The sequence below is a fragment of the Streptomyces sp. NBC_00289 genome (genome assembly GCF_041435115.1).
Classification (GTDB): domain Bacteria; phylum Actinomycetota; class Actinomycetes; order Streptomycetales; family Streptomycetaceae; genus Streptomyces.
Genome location: NZ_CP108046.1, coordinates 3082611 through 3102250, shown reverse-complemented (window position 1 = coordinate 3102250; position 19640 = coordinate 3082611). Strand labels below are relative to the sequence as shown.

The 19640-nt window shown below is 71.4% G+C and carries 18 protein-coding genes; 12 read left to right on the top strand and 6 right to left on the bottom strand.

Annotated features, from left to right (window positions below):
* Nucleotides 1–6: 6 nt before the first annotated feature.
* Nucleotides 7–771, top strand: coding sequence for a M23 family metallopeptidase (locus tag OG985_RS14230; protein WP_371668693.1), 765 nt, complete (start codon nt 7–9; stop codon nt 769–771).
* Between the two features lie 253 nt (nt 772–1024).
* On the top strand, nt 1025–1720 hold the full coding sequence (locus tag OG985_RS14225; RefSeq protein ID WP_371668692.1) for a GntR family transcriptional regulator: 696 nt from the start codon (nt 1025–1027) through the stop codon (nt 1718–1720).
* A gap of 215 nt (nt 1721–1935) precedes the next feature.
* On the opposite strand, the gene OG985_RS14220 is transcribed toward OG985_RS14225, so the two are convergent.
* A complete protein-coding gene (locus tag OG985_RS14220; protein WP_019072943.1) occupies nt 1936–2217 on the bottom strand; it encodes an HPr family phosphocarrier protein in 282 nt (93 codons plus the stop codon).
* A gap of 176 nt (nt 2218–2393) precedes the next feature.
* On the opposite strand from OG985_RS14220, the gene OG985_RS14215 reads away from it, so the two are divergent.
* From OG985_RS14215 to OG985_RS14200, 4 genes are all read left to right on the top strand, one after another.
* Nucleotides 2394–5438 (top strand): GNAT family N-acetyltransferase, encoded by a 3045-nt coding sequence (locus OG985_RS14215; RefSeq protein WP_371668691.1) that lies wholly within the window; start codon nt 2394–2396, stop codon nt 5436–5438.
* Between the two features lie 123 nt (nt 5439–5561).
* The gene (locus OG985_RS14210) at nt 5562–6158 is read left to right on the top strand and encodes a DUF5998 family protein (protein ID WP_371674369.1); all 597 of its coding nucleotides are present in this window, start codon (nt 5562–5564) and stop codon (nt 6156–6158) included.
* Nucleotides 6158–7357, top strand: a complete 1200-nt coding sequence (locus tag OG985_RS14205) for an alkaline phosphatase family protein (RefSeq protein ID WP_371668690.1) — start codon at nt 6158–6160, stop codon at nt 7355–7357. Before OG985_RS14210 ends, OG985_RS14205 begins: the two co-directional genes overlap by 1 nt.
* A 55-nt stretch (nt 7358–7412) precedes the next feature.
* Complete coding sequence (locus OG985_RS14200) at nt 7413–8060, top strand: thymidine kinase (protein ID WP_371668689.1); 648 nt, start codon at nt 7413–7415, stop codon at nt 8058–8060.
* A 52-nt stretch (nt 8061–8112) separates the two neighbouring features.
* Here OG985_RS14200 and OG985_RS14195 read toward each other — a convergent pair whose 3' ends face one another.
* A complete protein-coding gene (locus OG985_RS14195) occupies nt 8113–8916 on the bottom strand; it encodes a VOC family protein (protein WP_371668688.1) in 804 nt (267 codons plus the stop codon).
* Between the two features lie 302 nt (nt 8917–9218).
* Between OG985_RS14195 and OG985_RS14190 the strand changes: the two genes are divergently transcribed.
* The gene (locus OG985_RS14190; protein WP_371668687.1) at nt 9219–10073 is read left to right on the top strand and encodes a sulfurtransferase; all 855 of its coding nucleotides are present in this window, start codon (nt 9219–9221) and stop codon (nt 10071–10073) included.
* Nucleotides 10074–10147: 74 nt separating this feature from the next.
* Here OG985_RS14190 and sepH read toward each other — a convergent pair whose 3' ends face one another.
* From sepH to OG985_RS14175, 3 genes are all read right to left on the bottom strand, one after another.
* Nucleotides 10148–11191 carry a septation protein SepH gene (gene sepH / locus OG985_RS14185; protein ID WP_371668686.1) on the bottom strand — a complete coding sequence of 348 codons (1044 nt, stop codon included), beginning with the start codon at nt 11189–11191 and terminating at the stop codon, nt 10148–10150.
* A 464-nt stretch (nt 11192–11655) separates the two neighbouring features.
* On the bottom strand, nt 11656–12975 hold the full coding sequence (locus OG985_RS14180; RefSeq protein WP_371668685.1) for a D-arabinono-1,4-lactone oxidase: 1320 nt from the start codon (nt 12973–12975) through the stop codon (nt 11656–11658).
* A complete protein-coding gene (locus OG985_RS14175) occupies nt 12935–14173 on the bottom strand; it encodes an MFS transporter (protein WP_371668684.1) in 1239 nt (412 codons plus the stop codon). Before OG985_RS14175 ends, OG985_RS14180 begins: the two co-directional genes overlap by 41 nt.
* A gap of 221 nt (nt 14174–14394) precedes the next feature.
* On the opposite strand from OG985_RS14175, the gene OG985_RS14170 reads away from it, so the two are divergent.
* Together OG985_RS14170 and OG985_RS14165 are read left to right on the top strand one after the other, a co-directional pair.
* Nucleotides 14395–15522: a ferrochelatase gene (locus tag OG985_RS14170; RefSeq protein WP_371668683.1), complete on the top strand. Its 1128-nt coding sequence runs from the start codon at nt 14395–14397 to the stop codon at nt 15520–15522.
* A gap of 8 nt (nt 15523–15530) precedes the next feature.
* Entirely contained in the window at nt 15531–16346 is an 816-nt protein-coding gene (locus OG985_RS14165) for an inositol monophosphatase family protein (protein ID WP_371668682.1), read from the top strand.
* Nucleotides 16347–16455: 109 nt separating this feature from the next.
* Here OG985_RS14165 and OG985_RS14160 read toward each other — a convergent pair whose 3' ends face one another.
* Nucleotides 16456–16626: a hypothetical protein gene (locus tag OG985_RS14160; RefSeq protein ID WP_371668681.1), complete on the bottom strand. Its 171-nt coding sequence runs from the start codon at nt 16624–16626 to the stop codon at nt 16456–16458.
* Between the two features lie 420 nt (nt 16627–17046).
* Here OG985_RS14160 and OG985_RS14155 point away from each other — a divergent pair, with 420 nt between their 5' ends.
* The 3 genes from OG985_RS14155 to OG985_RS14145 all read left to right on the top strand — a co-directional run bounded on the left by OG985_RS14155 (nt 17047) and on the right by OG985_RS14145 (nt 19630).
* Nucleotides 17047–17700 (top strand): response regulator transcription factor, encoded by a 654-nt coding sequence (locus OG985_RS14155; protein ID WP_030605557.1) that lies wholly within the window; start codon nt 17047–17049, stop codon nt 17698–17700.
* Nucleotides 17701–17705: 5 nt separating this feature from the next.
* Nucleotides 17706–18941 carry a sensor histidine kinase gene (locus OG985_RS14150; protein ID WP_371668680.1) on the top strand — a complete coding sequence of 412 codons (1236 nt, stop codon included), beginning with the start codon at nt 17706–17708 and terminating at the stop codon, nt 18939–18941.
* 392 nt (nt 18942–19333) lie between these two features.
* Nucleotides 19334–19630: a DUF4193 domain-containing protein gene (locus OG985_RS14145; RefSeq protein WP_005481602.1), complete on the top strand. Its 297-nt coding sequence runs from the start codon at nt 19334–19336 to the stop codon at nt 19628–19630.
* Nucleotides 19631–19640: the final 10 nt, after the last annotated feature.

Genomic DNA, 19640 nt, shown 5'->3' with positions numbered 1-19640 from the left:
CACCACATGGCGTTCACCCGCGCCACCGGGAAGCACCGCCGTCCCAGCCGAGTGCACCGCACCACCGTCCGCGCGGCGGGCGTCGCCGCGCTCGCCACCACCGGTGTCGTCGGCACCCTCGCCGCTCCGGCGCTCGCCGCGGAGCCCTCCGTCGAGCAGACCGGCCTCACCCCGGTCATCACCATCGGCGACACGCTCGCCGCCAAGATCGACGCTCAGGCAGTGGCCCAGGAGCAGGCCGCCGAGGACACCGCGCGCAGGGAGGCCGCCGAGGCGGCCGCGCGCAGGGAGGCCGCCGCCGCGGCGGAGAAGGCCCGCGAGGCCAAGGCGCGTGCCGCTCGCGAAGCCGAGCGCAAGCGTCTCAACACCTTCGTGCTCCCCGTCACCGGCTCCTACGTCTCCACCGGCTACCAGGCCAGCAGCGGACTGTGGTCCTCCGGCAGCCACACCGGCATCGACTTCCACGCCGCGAGCGGCACGTCCGTGCACGCGGTCGGTTCCGGCACGGTCGTCGAGGCCGGCTGGGGCGGCTCCTACGGCAACAACATCGTGATCAAGATGCACGACGGGACGTACACCCAGTACGGCCACCTGTCGTCCATCGGCGTCTCGGTGGGCCAGACGGTCACTCCCGGCCAGCAGATCGGCCTCTCCGGCTCGACCGGCAACGTCACCGGCCCGCACCTGCACTTCGAGGCCCGTACGACCGCCGAGTACGGCTCGGACATCGATCCGCTCGCCTACCTGCGCTCGCACGGCGTGAGCGTCTGACACGCGCCGCCGCGCAGGTCGGACCGCCGTCCGCCGAGCATTCCGGCCCCGCCCGCCGTGAAGGTCTGACGGCAGGCCGCACTTCCCGAAGCCCCGGCTCTCCAGCCGGGGTTTTCGGCGTTTCAGACCCCCCACTGTCCAAAAAATATCCATGGATTCCGGTCCGCCGTCGGAAATTCCCGCTCATTGCAATAGAGTCACTGAACACACGTCAATCGTCGACGTTTCACGGGGATTAAGGCGGAGGTCGGTCATGCGTATTCCGGCGCACTCGGTGTGCACGGCGATCCGGGACGACATCGTCGCGGGTGTCTACGAGCGCGGCAGCCGCCTCACCGAGGAACTGCTCGCCCGTCGCTACGGCGTCTCCCGCGTCCCCGTCCGCGAAGCCCTGCGCACGCTGGAGGCCGAGGGCTTCGTGGTGACCCGGCGGCACGCGGGCGCGTGCGTCGCGGAGCCCACCGAGCAGGAGGGCGCCGACCTCCTCGAGATGCGCATGCTCCTGGAGCCGCTCGGCGCCTCACGCGCCGCCCAGCGGCGTACCGAGGCCCACCTCAAGGTGCTGCGCGGCCTGGTGCGGCTGGGCCAGGAGCGGGCCAGGCGGGGCAACAGCGAGGACCTGCGCTCCCTGGGCGGCTGGTTCCACGAGACGCTCGCCCAGGCCTCCGGCAGCCCGGCGATGACTTCGATGCTGACCCAGTTGCGCCACAAGATCGCCTGGATGTTCCTGGTGGACGCGCCCGCCGACCCGGTGGACTCCTGGGCGGAGCACGGCGCGATCGTGGACGCCGTGGCGCGCGGTGACAGTGAGCGCGCGCGGGCGGTCACGGCGCTGCACACGGAGCGGGCGACGGCCGCGCACCGGTTGCGTTTCGGAGGGGGCGCTGACCGCCCGGACCGTGTGAGGAACTCGCAACCTCCCGTAAACATGTCGGGCCTGCGGCATTAACACAGGCGCCGTATACAAAGAGGTGCTATTCGGCGGTCGATATTTCCGCTGCCCGTTTTCTCGCGTGCCGGTGAATTCCGCGCTCGCGCCATTCGCATGTCCGCGGTGGCGATTTCGCCTATGCCCGCGGTAAATACATCCGGCGGCCCGTAAAAACAGCGCGGCCGCGTCGACCGGAAAGGCCGACGCGGCTGCGCGGTGTGGTGCGGAGGCGCTCAGACGGTCTCGGGGAGCTCCTCGAGACCCTCGGCCACCAGCTTCGCGAGGCGGTCGAGCGCGGCGTCCGCGCCCTCGGCGTCGGAGGCGAGGACGATCTCCTCGCCGCCCTGGGCGCCCAGGCCCAGGACAGCCAGCATGGAGGCCGCGTTGACGGGGTTGCCGTCGGCCTTGGCGATCGTCACGGGGATACCTGCGGCCGTGGTGGCCCGGACGAAGATGGAGGCGGGGCGGGCGTGGAGGCCCTCCGCCCAGCCGACGTTGACGCGGCGCTCAGCCATGTGATGCTGCCCTTCAGTACTCAGGGTTGTCTAGACCAGTTTCCCATATCGTGAAGCATGCCCGGAGCGGGCGTTGTCCCGCTCCTCGGCGACGTCGGACCGCGGCCTCGGTCCGACGTACGTCCTCCACAGACTGCCTCGCGCCGTTGTCGTACGCGAGCCGTACTCTGGGGCCCATGCAGACCTCGCCGGACCGGCACGAGTATCCCGCTCACTGGGAAGCCGACGTGGTGCTGCGCGACGGCGGTACCGCGCGCATCCGGCCCATCACCGTTGATGACGCCGATCGCCTGGTCAGCTTCTACGAGCAGGTCTCGGACGAGTCGAAGTACTACCGCTTCTTCGCGCCCTACCCTCGCCTGTCCGCCAAGGACGTCCACCGCTTCACGCACCACGACTTCGTGGACCGGGTGGGACTCGCGGCCACCATCGGCGGCGAGTTCATCGCCACCGTACGCTACGACCGCATCGGGGCCGATGGCATGGCCGCCTCGGCTCCCGCCGACGAGGCCGAGGTCGCCTTCCTGGTGCAGGACGCCCACCAGGGTCGCGGCGTCGCCTCCACCCTCCTCGAGCATGTCGCGGCCGTGGCGCGCGAACGCGGCATCCGCCGCTTCACCGCCGAAGTGCTGCCCGCCAACACCAAGATGATCAAGGTCTTCACGGACGCCGGGTACACCCAGAAGCGCAGCTTCGAGGACGGTGTCGTCCACCTGGAGTTCGACCTCGAACCCACCGACCGCTCGCTCGCCGTGCAACGCGCGCGGGAGCAGCGCGCCGAGGCACGGTCGGTCCGCCGGCTGCTGGCGCCCGGCTCCGTCGCCGTCGTCGGGACCGGTCGCGCCCCCGGTGGAGTGGGCCGGAGCGTTCTCGACAACATCAGGGACGCCGGGTTCACCGGCAGCCTGTACGCCGTGAACAAGGCCTTCCCCGAGGAGCAGAAGGAGATCGACGGGGTCCCCGCGTACCGCTCGGTGGGCGACATCGACGGACCTGTCGACGTCGTGGTCCTCGCGGTGCCGGCCGAGCACGTGCCCGAGGCCGTCGCCGAATGCGGCGCGCACGGGGTGCAGGGACTCGTCGTGCTCTCCGCCGGATACGCCGAGAGCGGCCCCGAGGGGCGTGAGCGCCAGCGCGAACTCGTCCGGCACGCACGCGCGTACGGCATGCGGATCATCGGGCCGAACGCCTTCGGGATCATCAACACGTCCCCGGAGACACGGCTGAACGCGTCCCTGGCTCCCGAGATGCCGCGGCCTGGGCGGATCGGACTGTTCGCGCAGTCCGGGGCCATCGGTATCGCGTTGCTGTCCCGGCTGCACCGGCGCGGGGGCGGTGTCACCGGGAACACCGGCGTGTCCACCTTCGTGTCCTCCGGCAACCGGGCCGACGTCTCCGGCAACGACGTACTCCAGTACTGGTACGACGACCCGGACACCGATGTCGCCCTCATGTACCTGGAGTCCATCGGCAATCCCCGCAAGTTCACGCGCCTCGCACGGCGGACGGCGGCGGCGAAACCGCTGGTCGTGGTGCAGGGAGCCGGATCCGCCCCGCAGGGGCACGCCGTCCGCGCGACGCGGCTGCCGCACACGACGGTCTCCGCGCTGCTCCGGCAGGCCGGGGTGATCCGTGTGGAGACGATCACGGAACTGGTGGACACGGGACTGCTGCTGGCACGGCAGCCGCTGCCCAAGGGGCCGAGGGTGGCGATCCTCGGGAACTCCGAGTCGCTGGGGCTGCTGACGTACGACGCGTGTCTCTCCGAGGGTCTGCGGCCGTTGACCCCGCTGGACCTGACGACGGGCGCGTCCCCGGGCGACTTCCGGTCGGCGTTGTCGCGCGCGCTGGCCGACGACGCGTGCGACGCGGTGGCCGTGACGGCGATTCCGGCGGTCGGGGAGGGGTCCGCAGGGGACGCCGCCCTGGCCGAGGCCCTGCGGGCGGCCGCCGACGAGGTGCCCGGGAAGCCGGTGCTGGTGGTCCATGTCGAACTCGGCGGCCTCGCCGAGGCGCTGTCGGCCGCGGCGAGCACCGCACCGCAGGCGGGTACGGCGGCCCCCGGCGCGCCGGGCGGTACCCCTGCTCCGCGTCCACCCTCGGCCCCCGCCGAGCAGCAGGCCATCCGCCGTCCCACGGAACCACCGCCCGCCGGGGGAACGACACCCGCGGGAGCCGCGCGGCCCCCCGCCGTGGGAACGACACCCGCGCGAGCCGCGCGGCCCCCCGCCGGGGGAACGGCACCCGTGCAAGCTCCGAAGGCACCCGTGCAAGCCGCGACATCACCCGTGCAAGCCGCGACGGCACCCGTGCAAGCCGCGACGGCAACCGTACAAGAGGACGCCTCCCGATCCTGCTCCCGCCTCATCCCGGCCTACCCCGCCGCCGAACGCGCGGTCAGGGCACTCGCCGAAGCCGTGCGGTACGCGCAGTGGCGGCGGGAGGCCGCCGAGCCCGGCCGGGTGCCGGAGTACGAGGACATCGACGAGAAGGGCGCCGCCGAGCTGATCGGCGGGCTGCTCGCGCGCGGGCAGGGGCTCACCCTCGGCCCCGAGGAGACCTGCGACCTGCTCGGCACCTACGGCGTCCAGGTGCACCGCGCCCTGCCCGCGCCGACCCCCGAGGGCGCCGCCGAAGCCGCCCGCGCCCTCGGCTATCCGGTGGCCCTCAAGGCCACCGCCCCGCATCTGCGCCACCGCGCCGACCTGGGCGGCGTACGCCTCGACCTCGCGGACGAGGAGCAACTGCGCCGCGCCTACGCCGAGTTGACCGAGTTGTTCGGGACACCGGAGGAGCTGCGTCCGGTCGTCCAGGGGATGGCCCCGCGCGGGGTGGACACGGTGGTACGGGCCGTCATCGACCCGGCGGCCGGAGCGGTGCTGTCGTTCGGGCTCGCCGGCGCCGCCTCCCAGCTGCTCGGGGACATGGCGCACCGGCTGGTTCCGGTCACCGACCGGGAGGCCACCTCGCTGGTGCGGTCGATCCGGACGGCCCCGCTCCTGTTCGGCTGGCGCGGCTCGACGCCGGTCGACACCCCCGCGCTGGAGGAGCTGCTGCTGCGGGTGTCGCGGCTGGTCGACGACCACCCGGAGGTCGTCGCGGTCACCCTGGAGCCGGTCGTCGTCGCCCCACGCGGCCTGAGCGTGCTCGGCGCCTCCGTGCGCCTGGCGCCGCCGCCCGCCCGCGACGACCTGGGCCCACGCACACTTCCGGTCTACTGATCGAACCGCCGCAAGACCGCTGACCGATCCGCCGAGCGCCCGCCGAGTGACCGTCCACACGATCCACCGAGCGACGTTTCCTGTGTACGGAGCGGTGCCTCGCAGTCAGTGCGCCACCGTAGGATGGACGTCATGGCCAAGACCAGTACGACGACCCAGGGGCTGCGTGCGGCGATCGAGCGCAGCGGCTACTACCCGGCCCTCGTGGCCGAGGCGGTGGAGGCCGCCGTGGGCGGCGAGCCCGTCCGGTCGTACCTGGTCCACCAGGAGACGACGTTCGACCAGAACGAGGTGCGCCGGCACGTGACCGTGCTCGTCCTCACCGGCAACCGCTTCATCGTCAGCCACACCGACGAGCAGGCCGCGGACAGCACCTCCCCGACGCCGTATGCCACCACGTCCACGGAGTCGGTGAAGATCGGCCGGATTTCGTCGGTCGTGGTCAGCCGCGTGGTCGCCAACCCGGAGTCCTACGCGCCGGGCACGCTGCCCCGCGAGATCGTGCTGACCATCGGCTGGGGCGCCGTCTCCCGCATCGACCTCGAGCCGGCCGCCTGCGGTGACCCCAACTGCGAGGCCGATCACGGCTACACGGGCAGCTCGACGGCCGACGACCTCAGCCTGCGGGTCAGCGAGGCAGGGGACGGCCCGGAGACGGTGCGCCAGGCGCTCACCTTCGCCCAGGCCATCTCCGAAGCGACCGCGGACGTCACCCGCTGATGGCGCAGCCCACCGCCTGGGGCCCGCTCCCGGAACCCCTCGCCGTCGACTCCGCGCCCGTCCCGGAGTACGGCTCCGGTTCGCTCGCGGACCTGCTGCCCACGCTGGCCGCGGGCATGGCCGTACCGGGGATGACCGCCTCGATCACCGAGCTGACCCCCACCGACCGGAACTGCGTCTTCCTGATCGACGGCCTCGGCTGGGAGCAGCTGCGGGCCCATCCGGACGAGGCCCCCTTCATGACCTCGCTCCTCGGCAGCTCGCGCGGAAACACCGGGCGCCCCCTGACCACCGGCTACCCGGCGACCACCGCGACCTCCCTCGCCTCCGTCGGCACCGGCCTGCCCCCCGGCGCCCACGGTCTGCCCGGGTACACCGTGCGCAACCCGGAGACCGGCGCGCTGATGAACCAGCTGCGCTGGCAGCCGTGGACGTCACCCGGCGCCTGGCAGCCGTACCCCACCGTCTTCCAGCTGGCCGACGCGGCCGGTGTGCACGCCGCCCAGGTGTCCTCGCCCACCTTCCAGAACACCCCGCTGACCAAGGTCGCGCTCAGTGGCGGAACGTTTCACGGGCGGCTGACCGGCGAGGAGCGCATGGACCTCGCGGCCGAACAACTGGCCGTCGGCGACCGCTCCCTGGTCTACACGTACTACGCCGAACTCGACGGGGCCGGCCACCGCTTCGGCGTCGACTCGGACTCCTGGCGCGGCCAGCTCATGTGTGTCGACCGCCTCGTCCAGCGGCTGGCCGAGCAGCTGCCGCCGCGCACCGCGCTCTACGTCACCGCCGACCACGGCATGATCGACGTCCCCTTCGACGAGCAGCACCGCATCGACTTCGACGAGGACTGGGAACTGCGCGCCGGAGTCGCCCTGCTGGGCGGCGAGGGCCGCGCCCGCCACGTCTACGCGGTCCCGGGCGCCGAGAACGACGTCCTGACCTGCTGGCGCGAGGTCCTCGGCGAGCAGTTCTGGGTGGCCTCGCGGGACGAGGCGATCGCGGCCGGCTGGTTCGGGCAGCCCGATCGCTTCGACGCGCGGGTGTACGACCGTATCGGCGACGTGGTGGCCGCCGCGCGGGACGACGTCCTGATCATCGCCTCCGAGCGGGAGCCCAAGGAGTCGGCGATGGTCGGCAACCACGGCTCGATGACCCCTGCCGAGCAGTTGGTCCCGCTGCTCGAAGTACGCTCCTGACGTTCCACCCCGTTCCAGCCACCGCCCTCCCATGCCGAAAGGTGCTCAACCTCCCATGCCCGAGCTGGTGTTCTTCTCCGGAACCATGGACTGCGGGAAGTCCACCCTGGCTCTGCAGATCGAGCACAACCGCTCGGCACGCGGCCTCGTGGGCATGATCTTCACCCGCGACGACCGCGCCGGCGAGGGGAAGCTGTCCTCACGCCTCGGCCTGGTGACGGACGCGGTCGAGGTCGAGGACGGACAGGACCTGTACGGCTACCTCGTCGACCACCTGTCGCAGGGCGGGCGCGCCGACTACGTGATCGCGGACGAGGCGCAGTTCCTCGCGCCGGAGCAGATCGACCAGCTCGCGCGCCTGGTCGACGACCTGGGCCTGGAGGTCTACGCCTTCGGCATCACGACCGACTTCCGCTCCAAGCTGTTCCCCGGCTCGCAGCGGCTCGTGGAACTGGCCGACCGTGTCGAGGTCCTCCAGGTCGAGGCCCTGTGCTGGTGCGGCGCCCGCGCCACGCACAACGCCCGCACGACCGGCGGCGAGATGGTGGTCGAGGGTGAGCAGGTGGTCGTCGGCGACGTCGACCAGGCGGATGCCGTCGGCTACGAGGTGCTGTGCCGACGGCATCACCGCCGCCGTATGACGGCCGCGACGGCACGGGCGGCGGCGCTGTCGCCGGATGTGCTGCCGGTGCCGTCGGTCTGAGCTCGCGTGCCCGGGCGGGCCGGTCCTGGCCCGCGCGGACGGCGGCCAGAGGTCAGCGCGGGTTCTGCAGCAGCGAGAACCTGGCTCCTTCGGGATCGGCCACCTCGGCCACGCGCCCGTGTGCGCTGTCCCGGGGCGGCTTGAGGACATGCCCGCCCAGGTCCACCAGCCGTCCGGCCGCCTCGTCGACGTCGGCCACTTCGAAGTACGTCATCCAGTGCGGACCCCGGTCGCGGGGCAGGGCGTCGCCCACGCCGTGGAGTCCGGCGACCGGGCGGCCCCCGATGCGCAGGGTCACGTAGTCCACGTCGGCGGAGGCCACCGCTTCCTCCGAGTAACCGAACACCGCCTCGTAGAACTTGGCGACGCCCGCCGTCTCGAAGGTCACCAGTTCGTTCCAGGCGGGAGCGCCGGGGACGCCCGTGATGGTCATGCCCAGCCGGGCGAGCGGCTGCCAGACGCCGAAGACGGCGCCGGACGGGTCGGAGCAGATGGCCAGGCGCCCGTCCTCGGCGGCGTCCAGCGGGCCCACGCCGAGCGTGCCGCCGCACAGCCGGACCGTTTCAGCGGTCAGGTCCACGTCGTCCGAGGCGAGGTACGGGGTCCAGGCGATGGGCAGATGCCGGTCGGGCGGCAGCTGGCCGATGCCCGCCACCTCGTGGCCGTCCAGCAGCGCCCGCACGTAGGGACCCAGCTGCTGGGGGCCGGGCTGGAACTCCCAGCCGAACAGCGCGCCGTAGAAGTCCTGGGTCGCTGCCAGCCCGTGCACCATCAGACTCACCCAGCAGGGTGTGCCGGGCGCGTACCGAGCGTGCGTGTCGCCGTTCCGGCCGGCCGACCCACGTGCTTCGGTCATCGCCACTCTCTCTCTTCTCGGCCCCTCGCGGTGGCCGCGTTGCGTCCGTTGTGCGGACCCTGTGCCGATGCTCGCACCGCGCGTGGTGCGAGGCGCTCCGGGCGCGCCGCACGGGTGCGGGGCCCGATACCGGAGGATGCCCGGTGTGCGGCTTCTCGTCCGTTTCGGTGCGGTTGCCGACGGATGTCGATCGGCTGTACAGCATGTGCCCGATCCCGTACGCCTCGTGATCGGAGCTGTCCGGCCGAGCAGAGTAGCCGGACCTGGACGATGCGGCCACCCCGTGCGCAAGGATGGTGACCATGAACGCCATCATCTCCGCATCGCAACTCGAGAGCGACCTGGCGGGTGAGAACCCGCCGGTCCTGCTCGACGTCCGCTGGCAGCTCAGCGTCGCCAAGGCGGCCGGTGAACCGCCCTTCGACGGCCGGGCCGCCTACGAGGCCGGGCACCTTCCCGGCGCGGTCTTCGTCGACCTGGACAGGGAACTCGCGGCCGCTCCCGGCGCCGGCGGTCGCCATCCGCTGCCCGACGTCGCGGAGTTCGGCGCCGCCATGCGCGGGGCGGGTGTCTCCTCCGGGAGGCCGGTGATCGTGTACGACGGCGGACAGGGTTGGGCGGCTGCCCGCGCGTGGTGGCTGCTGCGCTGGACGGGTCACCCGGACGTGCGGGTGCTCGACGGCGGCTTGACGTCCTGGAAGGGGGCGCTGGAGACGGCGACGCCGAAGCCTTCGGCGGAGGGTGACTTCGAACCCGCGCCCGGAGCCGTGCGGTTGCTCGACGCGGACGGGGCCGCGGCGCTGGCGCGGTCCGGCGTGTTGTTCGACGCGCGAGCGGGGGAGCGGTACCGGGGTGAGGTGGAGCCGATCGACCGGGTCGGCGGCCACATTCCGGGCGCCGTGTCCGCGCCCACGACACAGAACGTGGGAACGGACGGGCGTTTCCTGCCCGCGGAGGACCTGGCCGCACGCTTCAGGGAACTCGGAGCCTCCGACGGGACGGATGTCGGCGTGTACTGCGGTTCCGGGGTCTCCGGTGCCCACGAGGTGCTGGCGCTCGCGGTGGCGGGCATCCCGGCCGCGCTGTACGTGGGTTCGTGGTCCCAGTGGTCGTCGGACCCCGAGCGGCCGGTGGCCGTGGGCGCCGATCCGCAGTAGGAGCGGGGCGACCAGCTGACGCACGGGTGAGGGCCCACTGCCGACCGGCAGTGGGCCCTCACCCGTCGAAGCGACTACTCCTGCTTCTTGCGCCGGGTCCCGAACACGATCTCGTCCCAGCTCGGGACCGCCGCGCGGCGGCCCGGCCGGACGCCGTCCGCCTCGGCCTGGCGGTCCGTCGCGCCGACGAGGCGGTCGCGATGGCTGCCGACGGAACGGGGCATGAGGACGTCCGCGTAGGCGGAACCGGCACCGGCCGAGGCCGCGGGAGCCGGGGGTTCCTCCGCCTCCGGCTCGGGATCGGGCTCCTCCTCCACGGGAGGCTCCACCGGCCGCTCGGGCACCACCAGGTCGCCCCGGAAGCTGGGCACCGCCTCCAGCAGGCTGGTCAGCGAGTCCCGTTCGCTCGCGCTTTCCTCGACGGGCTCCGGCGACGGCAGGACGGGACGGTCCAGTGCCCGGTCGAGGGCGCGGTCCAGCGGACGGTCACGCGGCAGTCGGGCGATGCGCGGTACGAACGGAAAGCTGGGCTCGGGCGCGGCGAGGTCCTCGGACTCGCCGATGAGCGAGCGCGCCTCCTCGTCGACGGCCTGGACGAGCCGCCGGGGCGGGTCGTACGTCCAGCTCGCCGAGTGCGGTTCGCCGGCCACCAGGTAGACGAGCAGGACCTCCCAGGTGCCGTCGTCGCGGCGCCACGAGTCCCACTGGACGGTGTCCTTCTCGGCACCGCGCAGCAGCAGACGCTCCTGGACGGCCTCGCCGAGCTGGGGTCCGGCGTTCTCGCCGGGCCGGCGGACGGGGGTCTTGCGGGCTCGTTCGGCCATGAAGGCACGCTCGGCCAGCACGGGGCCCTCGAAGCGCCGTACGCGATCGACGGGGATACCGGCGAGTTGGGCGACCTCTTCCGCGGTCGCACCCGCACGTATCCGCGCCTGGATGTCTCGGGGGCGGAGATGGCTCTCCACCTCGATCTCGATCTGGCCGAGGCGGGGACGGTCGCCGCGTACGGCGGCGCGCAGACGCTCGTCAATCGGAAGCGTGTACTCCGTGCTGTCCGCAGCCTTCAGCACCAGCCGTGTGCCGTCATTCGAGACGGCCACGACACGCAGTTCGGGCATGGGGACCTCCCGGGTGGTGCCTGCCGACGTCACGTGCGTCGCTGCTTCCGCTAGTCGAGTGTGGCCTGCCCGGGTGCAGCCTGCCACAACCTTGCCGAGTTGCCCGGCGTGTCGGGCACGGGCCCAGGCACGCCGTTATGGCACGGTTACCTATTCGCAACGCTAAGTGACCAACTCCGTCACCCTGTGCAACTGGCCCCCTCCTGGCGGTCCTTGGTGGCCACGGACGCCCTGGCGGGAGACCTGACCCAGGGCTCGCAACAGTACTCCATTCGGACCACCTGCGTGGATTGGCACGCCGCCGAACTTCTTGCAAGGGACGGGACTTGGCCGTCCCTCCGGCGGATTCCGAGATCTTGAAAGTGGCGTACCTCACGGAATCGCCGGAAACGGAACCAATCGTTTCGTCCGTCCCTCCCCGAAGGCCGGTCCCGCCTTCTCAGGCGTCACAACGGCTCCTTCCGCTACGGCCCCAGCACCCTGCGCAGGTAGTCGTTCTGGAAACGCCGGTCCGGGTCGAGTCGGTCCCGCAGCGCGGTGAACTCGCCGAAACGGGGGTAGACCCCGGCGAAGTACTCGGCGTCACGCGTGTGCACCTTGCCCCAGTGCGGCCGACCCTCGTGCGCGGTGAAGACGCGCTCGGCGGCGGTGAAGTACGCCTGATAGGGGGTGCCCTTGAACATGTGGACGGCGATGTAGGCACTGTCCCGGCCCGAGGCGGTGGACAGCGTGATGTCGTCGGCCGGAGCGGTGCGCACCTCGACCGGGAAGCTGACCCGGAGCCCGGAGCGGTCGACCATGGTCCTCAACTCGCGCAGCGCCCCGGTTACGGCCTTGCGCGGGAGGGCGTACTCCATCTCCACGAAGCGCACCCGGCGCGGTGAGGTGAACACCTTGTAGGGGATGTCCGTGTACGTCCGCGCGGACAGGGCCTTGCTGGAGACCCGGGCGATCGTCGGAACGGTGGCCGGCGCCGCGCGGCCGACCAACTGGGCGACCTGGAAGACGCCGTTGGAGAGGAGCTCGTCCTCGATCCAGCCCGCGACCGGGCTGACCGGCTTCTCCGGACCGGCGCTGCGGTTGTTGCGCTTGGTGTTGGTGCTGCCGGTGTGCGGGAACCAGTAGAACTCGAAGTGCTCGTTCTCGGCCCACAGTTCGTCGAAGTCCGCCAGGACCCGGTCGAAGGGCATCGGCTCCTCGCGGGCCGTGAGCAGGAAGACCGGCTCCACGGCGAACGTGATGGCGGTGATGATGCCGAGCGCCCCGAGGCCGATCCGGGCGGCCGCGAAGACCTCCGGGTTCTCCTTCTCGGAGCAGTTGAGCACCGATCCGTCGGCGGTGACCAGTTCGAGCGCCCTGATCTGGGCGGCGATCGACGCCGAATCGCGGCCGGTCCCGTGGGTGCCGGTGCTGGTGGCCCCCGAGACCGTCTGTTCCATGATGTCGCCCATGTTGGTGAGCGACAGGCCCTCGCGCGCGAGAGCCATGTTGAGCCTCTTGAGCGGGGTTCCGGCCTCGACCGTGACGGTCCCGGCTTCCCGGTCAATGTTGCGTATCCCGGTCAACAGTTGAGGCCGGATCAACACACCGTCGGTGGCGGCGATGGACGTGAAGGAATGCCCGGTACCGACGGCCTTCACCGTCAGACCGTCCTCGGCGGCTTTGCGTACGGCCGCGGAGAGCTCCTCGACCGAGGCGGGCGTGACCTCCCGCGCGGGGCGGGCGGCGACATTGCCTCCCCAGTTACGCCACGTGCCGTTCTTCCCGCTCGCTGTGCTGCTCAACGGTGCCTCCCCGACGCGGAGCCGGCCTGTTGAGCCGGCGGTACCCGAGGAAACCGACCGCGACCGCGACGGCACCGGACACCGCCGGAACCCCGTACCCGGCACGCGCGCCGGCCGCGTCGATGACCCAGCCGGCCACGGAGGAGCCGAGCGCGACCCCGACCGCGAGCCCCGTGCTCACCCAGGTCATGCCCTCGGTCAGTTGCGCGCGTGGTACGTGCTTTTCGATGAGAGACATCGTCGTGATCATCGTGGGAGCGATGGACAGACCCGCAACGAACAGCGCCACGGCCAGGAACGGCAAGTTTCCGACCAGTAGGAGGGGGATCATACTCACGGCCATCGCGCATATGCCCAGCAGCCAGCGAGGTTCCGGCGCCCCCTTGAAGTGCAGCAGCCCGAACACGATTCCCGCCGAGCAGGAGCCAGCCGCGTACAGGGCGAGCACGATGCTCGCGGCGCCCTTGTGCCCCTGCTCGTCGGCGAAGGCGACGGTGACCACGTCGACCGCTCCGAAGATCGCGCCGGTCGCCACGAAGGTGGCCACCAGGACCTGCAGACCGGCGGCGCGCAGCGCGGAGCCGCCGTCGCGGTGGTCACGCGGATGCGGGGCGGGTTCGGTGGCGCGCTGCGCGGTCAGCCAGAAGACACCGACGGCCAGGAAACAGGCCGCGAGCAGGGGGCCGGCCTCGGGGAACCAGGCCGTCGACAGCCCGATGGAGATGATCGGCCCGAAGATGAAGCAGACCTCGTCCACCACGGACTCCAGGGAGTACGCGGTGTGCAGCTGCGGGGTCCCCCGGTACACCGCCGCCCAGCGGGCACGGACCATCGCCCCGAGGCTGGGTACGGAGCCGATGCCGGCGGCGCAGACGAACAGCACCCAGTCCGGCCACTCGTAGTGCGCGGCGAGCAGCAGCCCGGCCGACGACAGGAGGGCGACGAGCGTCGCCGGGCGCAGGACGCGCCGCTGCCCGTGCAGATCCACCAGCCGGGAGATCTGCGGGCCGACCGCCGCCGCCGCGAGCGCGATGGTGGCGGACAGGGCGCCCGCCAGTCCGTACCGTCCGGTCAGCTGGGACACCATCGTGACCACGCCGATGCCCATCATCGACAGCGGCATCCGGCCGACGAGGCCCGCGGCGGAGAAGGCCGTGGAGCCTGGGGCGGCGAACAGGGCGCGGTACGGGCTGGGCACGGGGGGTCTCCGGTCGGGCGGGGGGGGGAAGGCTCGCTGGTGTGGCGTGAACGCGCCGGTAAGGCGTGAAGGTGGCCGATACAGCTTACGAATAAGGTGACCCTAACGCACCCCCGCGGACAGCCCGGGTTCGCTGTCCGCCCCCCTCCCCGCAGGTCCGGTCGCCACCCCGGCCGACCCACCGTTTCCCGGCTGTCGGTGCCGGGTGGCAGGATCGACTCATGCGAGACGCGCTCGATGCCACCCCCTACGACGCCCTGCTCCTGCTCTCGTTCGGCGGCCCGGAGGGGCCGGACGACGTGGTCCCGTTCCTGGAGAACGTGACGCGCGGGCGCGGCATCCCCAAGGAACGCCTCAAGGAAGTCGGACAGCACTACTTCCTCTTCGGCGGGGTCAGCCCGATCAACGACCAGAACCGCGCCCTGCTGGACGGCCTGCGCAAGGACTTCGCGGACCACGGACTGGACCTGCCGGTCTACTGGGGCAACCGCAACTGGGCCCCCTACCTGACGGACACCCTGCGCGAGATGGTCGCCGACGGCCGCCGCCGCATCCTGGTCCTCGCCACCAGCGCCTACGCCTCCTACTCCGGCTGCCGCCAGTACCGCGAGAACCTCGCGGACTCGCTCGCCGCGCTGGAGGCGGAGGGCCTGGAACTGCCGAAGGTCGACAAGCTGCGGCACTACTTCAACCACGAGGGCTTCCTGGAGCCCATGATCGAGGGTGTGCTGCGCTCCCTGGCGGACCTCCCCGAGGACGTCCGGGACGGCGCCCACATCGCCTTCTCGACCCACTCGATCCCGCTCGCCTCCGCGGACACCTCCGGCCCGGTCGAGGGGCACGGTGACGGCGGCGCCTACGTGAAGCAGCACCTCGACGTCGCGCGGCTGATCGCCGACGCCGTGCGCGAGCGCACCGGCGTCGACCACCCGTGGCAGCTCGTCTACCAGTCGCGCTCCGGAGCCCCGCACATCCCGTGGCTCGAGCCCGACATCTGCGACCACCTCGGGGAGCGGCACGCCGCCGGGGCGCCGGCCGTCGTCATGGCCCCCATCGGCTTCGTCTCCGACCACATGGAGGTCCTCTACGACCTCGACACGGAGGCCGCCGCCAAGGCGGAGGAGCTGGGACTGCCGGTGCGTCGCTCGGCCACCGTCGGCGCGGACCCGCGGTTCGCCGCCGCGATCCGCGACCTCGTCCTGGAACGCGCCGCCGTCGAGCGCGGACAGGCGGTCACCCCCTGCGCCCTGGGCGCGCTCGGCGCGAGCCACACCCTCTGCCCCGTGGGCTGCTGTCCGGCCCGCGCCCCCCGGCCCGCCGCCGCGGGCGCCGACAGCCCCTACGCGTGAGGAACCCCGTGAGCGACCCCCTGCACCCGGAACTGCTGAAGCTCGCCCAGGAGGCCGCGCGCCGCGCCGGCGAGCTGCTGCGGGACGGCCGCCCGGCCGACCTCGCGGTCGCCGCCACCAAGTCCAGCCCGATCGACGTGGTCACCGAGATGGACATCGCGGCGGAGAAGCTGATCACGGACCTGATCTCCGAGCACCGCCCGGACGACGGCTTCCTCGGCGAGGAGGGCGCCTCCAGCGCGGGCACGAGCGGTGTCCGCTGGGTGATCGACCCGCTCGACGGCACGGTCAACTACCTGTACGACCTGCCCACTTGGGCCGTCTCCATCGCCGCCGAGCAGGACGGCGAGACCGTCGTCGGGGTCGTCGCGGCCCCGATGCGCGGCGAGACGTACCACGCCGTCCGAGGCGGCGGGGCCTGGGCCACCGGGGCCTGGGAGGGCGAACGCGAGCTCGCCTGCCGTCCCGCGCCGCCCCTGGACCAGGCGCTGGTCTCGACCGGCTTCAACTACGTCCTGGAGGTCCGCGCCCACCAGGCCGAGGTGGCCCGGAAGCTGATCCCGCTCCTGCGTGACATCCGGCGCAGCGGCTCGGCCGCGGTCGACCTCTGCGACGTCGCCGCGGGCCGCCTCGACGGCTACTACGAGCGCGGCCTCAACGCCTGGGACCTCGCGGCGGGGGACCTGATCGCCCGGGAGGCCGGCGCGCTGACCGGTGGACGCCCCGGAGAGCGCCCCGCACGGGACCTCGCGGTCGCGGCCACCCCAGGAGTCTTCGAGCCCCTCCAGCGCCTCCTGGAGGACTTCGGCGCCTGGCACGACTGACCGTCGGCTCGTTCACCCACGCCGGAGGCGCGGAACGGATGAAAACGGCAGAACCCCGGCGCTGGATTCGCCGGGGTCCTGCCGTCCTGCCCTAAGAGCTGAACAGACGCTAGAACGACGCGCCGACCTCCACACCGTGCTCGGCGGCGAGGCGGCGCAGGTCGTCGAGCTCGCCCTGTTCCACCTCGACGAGGAAGTCGTCGCCCTCGTCACGAGCCCGCGTCAGGTCGAACTCGGTCGCCCTTATGCGCTGCCGAAGTCCTGCGGTGAATGCGTCCATGCTGCGCCCCCTCGTCCTGGGTCGTGGGTCGATGGCACGGGGGTGTGCCGTTCGGAAGGGGCGATCACGTCTCCACAGGGTGCCCAGCACACTGCCCGTCGTGCTGGGCGGCGACGGTGCCGGCCACCCACGCCCACTCTGCGGAAAGCGGATCGCCGCGTACCGCACGGTGGTGCGGTACATGCAGAGCGTGATCGCGGGGTGTAAAGCCGTCCTCCCCCCGCTCCCCTCCACGGAAACCTCAACCCTGCGAGAAAATCTGGCATTCCCGGGCCTCACACCCGTCCTTCATGGACCGCTCACCGCCTTACAGCCGACTTATGGCCGAAAAGGGCAGGATGGACGCCAACACACTCACCGAAACCCCTGCCCGCGCATGCCCCAGAGGCGCTACGCGGGTGGACACAGGAAGGAAGCGACGTGCGCGTACTCGTCGTCGAGGACGAGCAGCTGCTCGCCGATGCGGTGGCCACCGGACTGCGCCGGGAGGCCATGGCCGTCGACGTCGTGTACGACGGCGCGGCCGCCCTGGAGCGCATCGGCGTCAACGACTACGACGTGGTCGTCCTCGACCGTGACCTCCCGCTCGTGCACGGCGACGACGTCTGCCGCAAGATCGTCGAACTCGGCATGCCCACACGCGTGTTGATGCTCACGGCGTCCGGTGACGTCAGCGACCGGGTCGAGGGACTGGAGATCGGTGCCGACGACTATCTGCCCAAGCCGTTCGCGTTCAGCGAGCTGACGGCACGCGTGCGTGCCCTGGGCCGGCGCACCAGCGTGCCGCTGCCGCCGGTCCTGGAGCGCGCCGGCATCAAGCTCGACCCCAACCGCCGCGAGGTCTTCCGCGACGGCAAGGAGGTCCAGCTCGCGCCGAAGGAGTTCGCCGTCCTGGAGGTGCTGATGCGCAGCGAGGGCGCGGTCGTCTCGGCGGAGCAGCTGCTGGAGAAGGCGTGGGACGAGAACACCGACCCGTTCACGAACGTCGTGCGGGTGACCGTCATGACGCTGCGCCGCAAGCTGGGCGAGCCCGCGGTGATCGTCACGGTGCCCGGCTCCGGCTACCGGATCTGAGCCCGATGGCTGCCACCCCCGCGCCCCCGCAGGCGCCGCCGAAACCCACCTGGGACCCCCGCAGGCCGATGGCCCAGCCGCTGCCGTGGCTGCGCCCGACGATCCGCATAAGGCTCACGCTGCTGTACGGCGGCATGTTCCTGATCGCCGGCATCCTGCTGCTGTCGATCATCTATCTGCTGGCCGCGCAGGCGCTGAACGTGGGCAGCGACCTGCCCTTCAAGGTCACCGAGGGAAGCGTCACCAGCAAGATCTGCGACCTGCCCACCAAGGCCCAGCCCGACGTGTTCAACAGTGCGATGAGCGACTGCGTCAACGAGCAGCGTCAGCACGCCCTGGACAACCTGCTCAGCCGCTCCCTGCTGGCCCTGCTGGGCCTCGCGATCATCGCGTTCGCCTTCGGTTACGCGATGGCCGGCCGGGTCCTGTCGCCGCTCGGCCGGATCACCCGCACCGCGCGTGCGGTGGCCGGCTCGGACCTGTCCCGCCGTATCGAGCTGGACGGCCCGGACGACGAGCTGAAGGAACTGGCCGACACCTTCGACGACATGCTGGAGCGACTGCAGCGCGCCTTCACCGCTCAGCAGCGCTTCGTCGGCAACGCCTCGCACGAGCTCAGAACCCCACTGGCGATCAACCGCACACTGCTCGAGGTGCACCTGTCCGACCCGGGCGCGCCGATGGAGCTCCAGCAGCTCGGCAAGACGCTGCTGGCCACCAACGAGCGCAGCGAGCAGCTCGTCGAGGGACTGCTGCTGCTGGCCCGCAGCGACAACCAGATCGTCGAGCGCAAGCCGGTGGACCTCGCCGAGGTCGCCGAGCAGGCCGTCGACCAGGTGCACGCCGAGGCCGTGGCCAAGGGCGTGGAGATCCGCGGAGAACAGAAGTCCGCGGTGGTGCAGGGCAACGGCGTGCTGCTGGAACGCATCGCGCTGAACCTCGTTCAGAACGCGGTGCGCTACAACGTGCCCGACAATGGCTGGGTCGAGGTGCACACGGAGATCCAGCACGGCCAGGCGGTCCTGCTGGTGTCCAACACAGGGCCGGTCGTGCCGGCGTACGAGATCGACAACCTCTTCGAGCCGTTCAGGCGGCTGCGTACGGAGCGCACCGGCAGCGACAAGGGTGTGGGCCTCGGACTGTCCATCGTCCGGTCAGTGGCCCGGGCGCACGGCGGGCACATCTCGGCGCAGCCGCGCGAGGGAGGTGGGCTGGTGATGCGAGTCACCCTGCCTGTCTGAGAGCATGTCCCGACACACAGGGATGTTCGCTTTGCGCGGAATTTTCTGGGCGCCGAAGTGGCTCTCCTGTGTGTCATCGATCACAAGGGCGAATTTCCGGCCATCTACTCTCGGTGATCATGCAACCTGCCGGAAAGCCGGGATAATCCGGGTTTTCGGGGGTCCTGATCACGGGAAGTACACGGTGAGACGCCTTTGTAGAGCGGCATGGGGACCGTGTACGGTCCCGTTCGCCATCCAAGCCGATCACTCTTGAGGGGTCCGGTTGGGTGTCGATTGAGTAACAGACCTTGATGTGAGGCAAAATCTCCGCCTCGGGTCGGGCACAAGTCCGGCCTCTCACGCGTTACGTGCGCTGGAGACACTGCAGACACCCAGAGGGGGAGAGCGACATGGCAACGGATTACGACACCCCACGCAAGACCGACGACGACGTCGATTCTGACAGCCTTGAAGAACTGAAGGCCAGGCGGAACGACAAGTCGACATCCGCCGTGGACGTCGACGAGTTCGAGGCCGCGGAAGGCCTCGAACTGCCCGGCGCGGACCTCTCGAACGAAGAGCTGGCCGTCCGGGTATTGCCCAAGCAGCAGGACGAGTTCACTTGCATGAGCTGCTTCCTGGTGCACCACCGCAGCCAGCTGGCCCGGGAGAAGAACGGTCAGCCGATCTGCCGCGACTGCGACTGAGGACGGGTCG

Coding starts and splice junctions, on each gene's coding strand:
- OG985_RS14230 (WP_371668693.1), top strand. CDS start 7: ATGGCGTTCACCCGCGCCACCGGGAAGCACCGCCGTCCCAGCCGAGTG.
- OG985_RS14225 (WP_371668692.1), top strand. CDS start 1,025: ATGCGTATTCCGGCGCACTCGGTGTGCACGGCGATCCGGGACGACATC.
- OG985_RS14220 (WP_019072943.1), bottom strand. CDS start 2,217: ATGGCTGAGCGCCGCGTCAACGTCGGCTGGGCGGAGGGCCTCCACGCC.
- OG985_RS14215 (WP_371668691.1), top strand. CDS start 2,394: ATGCAGACCTCGCCGGACCGGCACGAGTATCCCGCTCACTGGGAAGCC.
- OG985_RS14210 (WP_371674369.1), top strand. CDS start 5,562: ATGGACGTCATGGCCAAGACCAGTACGACGACCCAGGGGCTGCGTGCG.
- OG985_RS14205 (WP_371668690.1), top strand. CDS start 6,158: ATGGCGCAGCCCACCGCCTGGGGCCCGCTCCCGGAACCCCTCGCCGTC.
- OG985_RS14200 (WP_371668689.1), top strand. CDS start 7,413: ATGCCCGAGCTGGTGTTCTTCTCCGGAACCATGGACTGCGGGAAGTCC.
- OG985_RS14195 (WP_371668688.1), bottom strand. CDS start 8,916: ATGACCGAAGCACGTGGGTCGGCCGGCCGGAACGGCGACACGCACGCT.
- OG985_RS14190 (WP_371668687.1), top strand. CDS start 9,219: ATGAACGCCATCATCTCCGCATCGCAACTCGAGAGCGACCTGGCGGGT.
- sepH (WP_371668686.1), bottom strand. CDS start 11,191: ATGCCCGAACTGCGTGTCGTGGCCGTCTCGAATGACGGCACACGGCTG.
- OG985_RS14170 (WP_371668683.1), top strand. CDS start 14,395: ATGCGAGACGCGCTCGATGCCACCCCCTACGACGCCCTGCTCCTGCTC.
- OG985_RS14160 (WP_371668681.1), bottom strand. CDS start 16,626: ATGGACGCATTCACCGCAGGACTTCGGCAGCGCATAAGGGCGACCGAG.
- OG985_RS14150 (WP_371668680.1), top strand. CDS start 17,706: ATGGCTGCCACCCCCGCGCCCCCGCAGGCGCCGCCGAAACCCACCTGG.
- OG985_RS14145 (WP_005481602.1), top strand. CDS start 19,334: ATGGCAACGGATTACGACACCCCACGCAAGACCGACGACGACGTCGAT.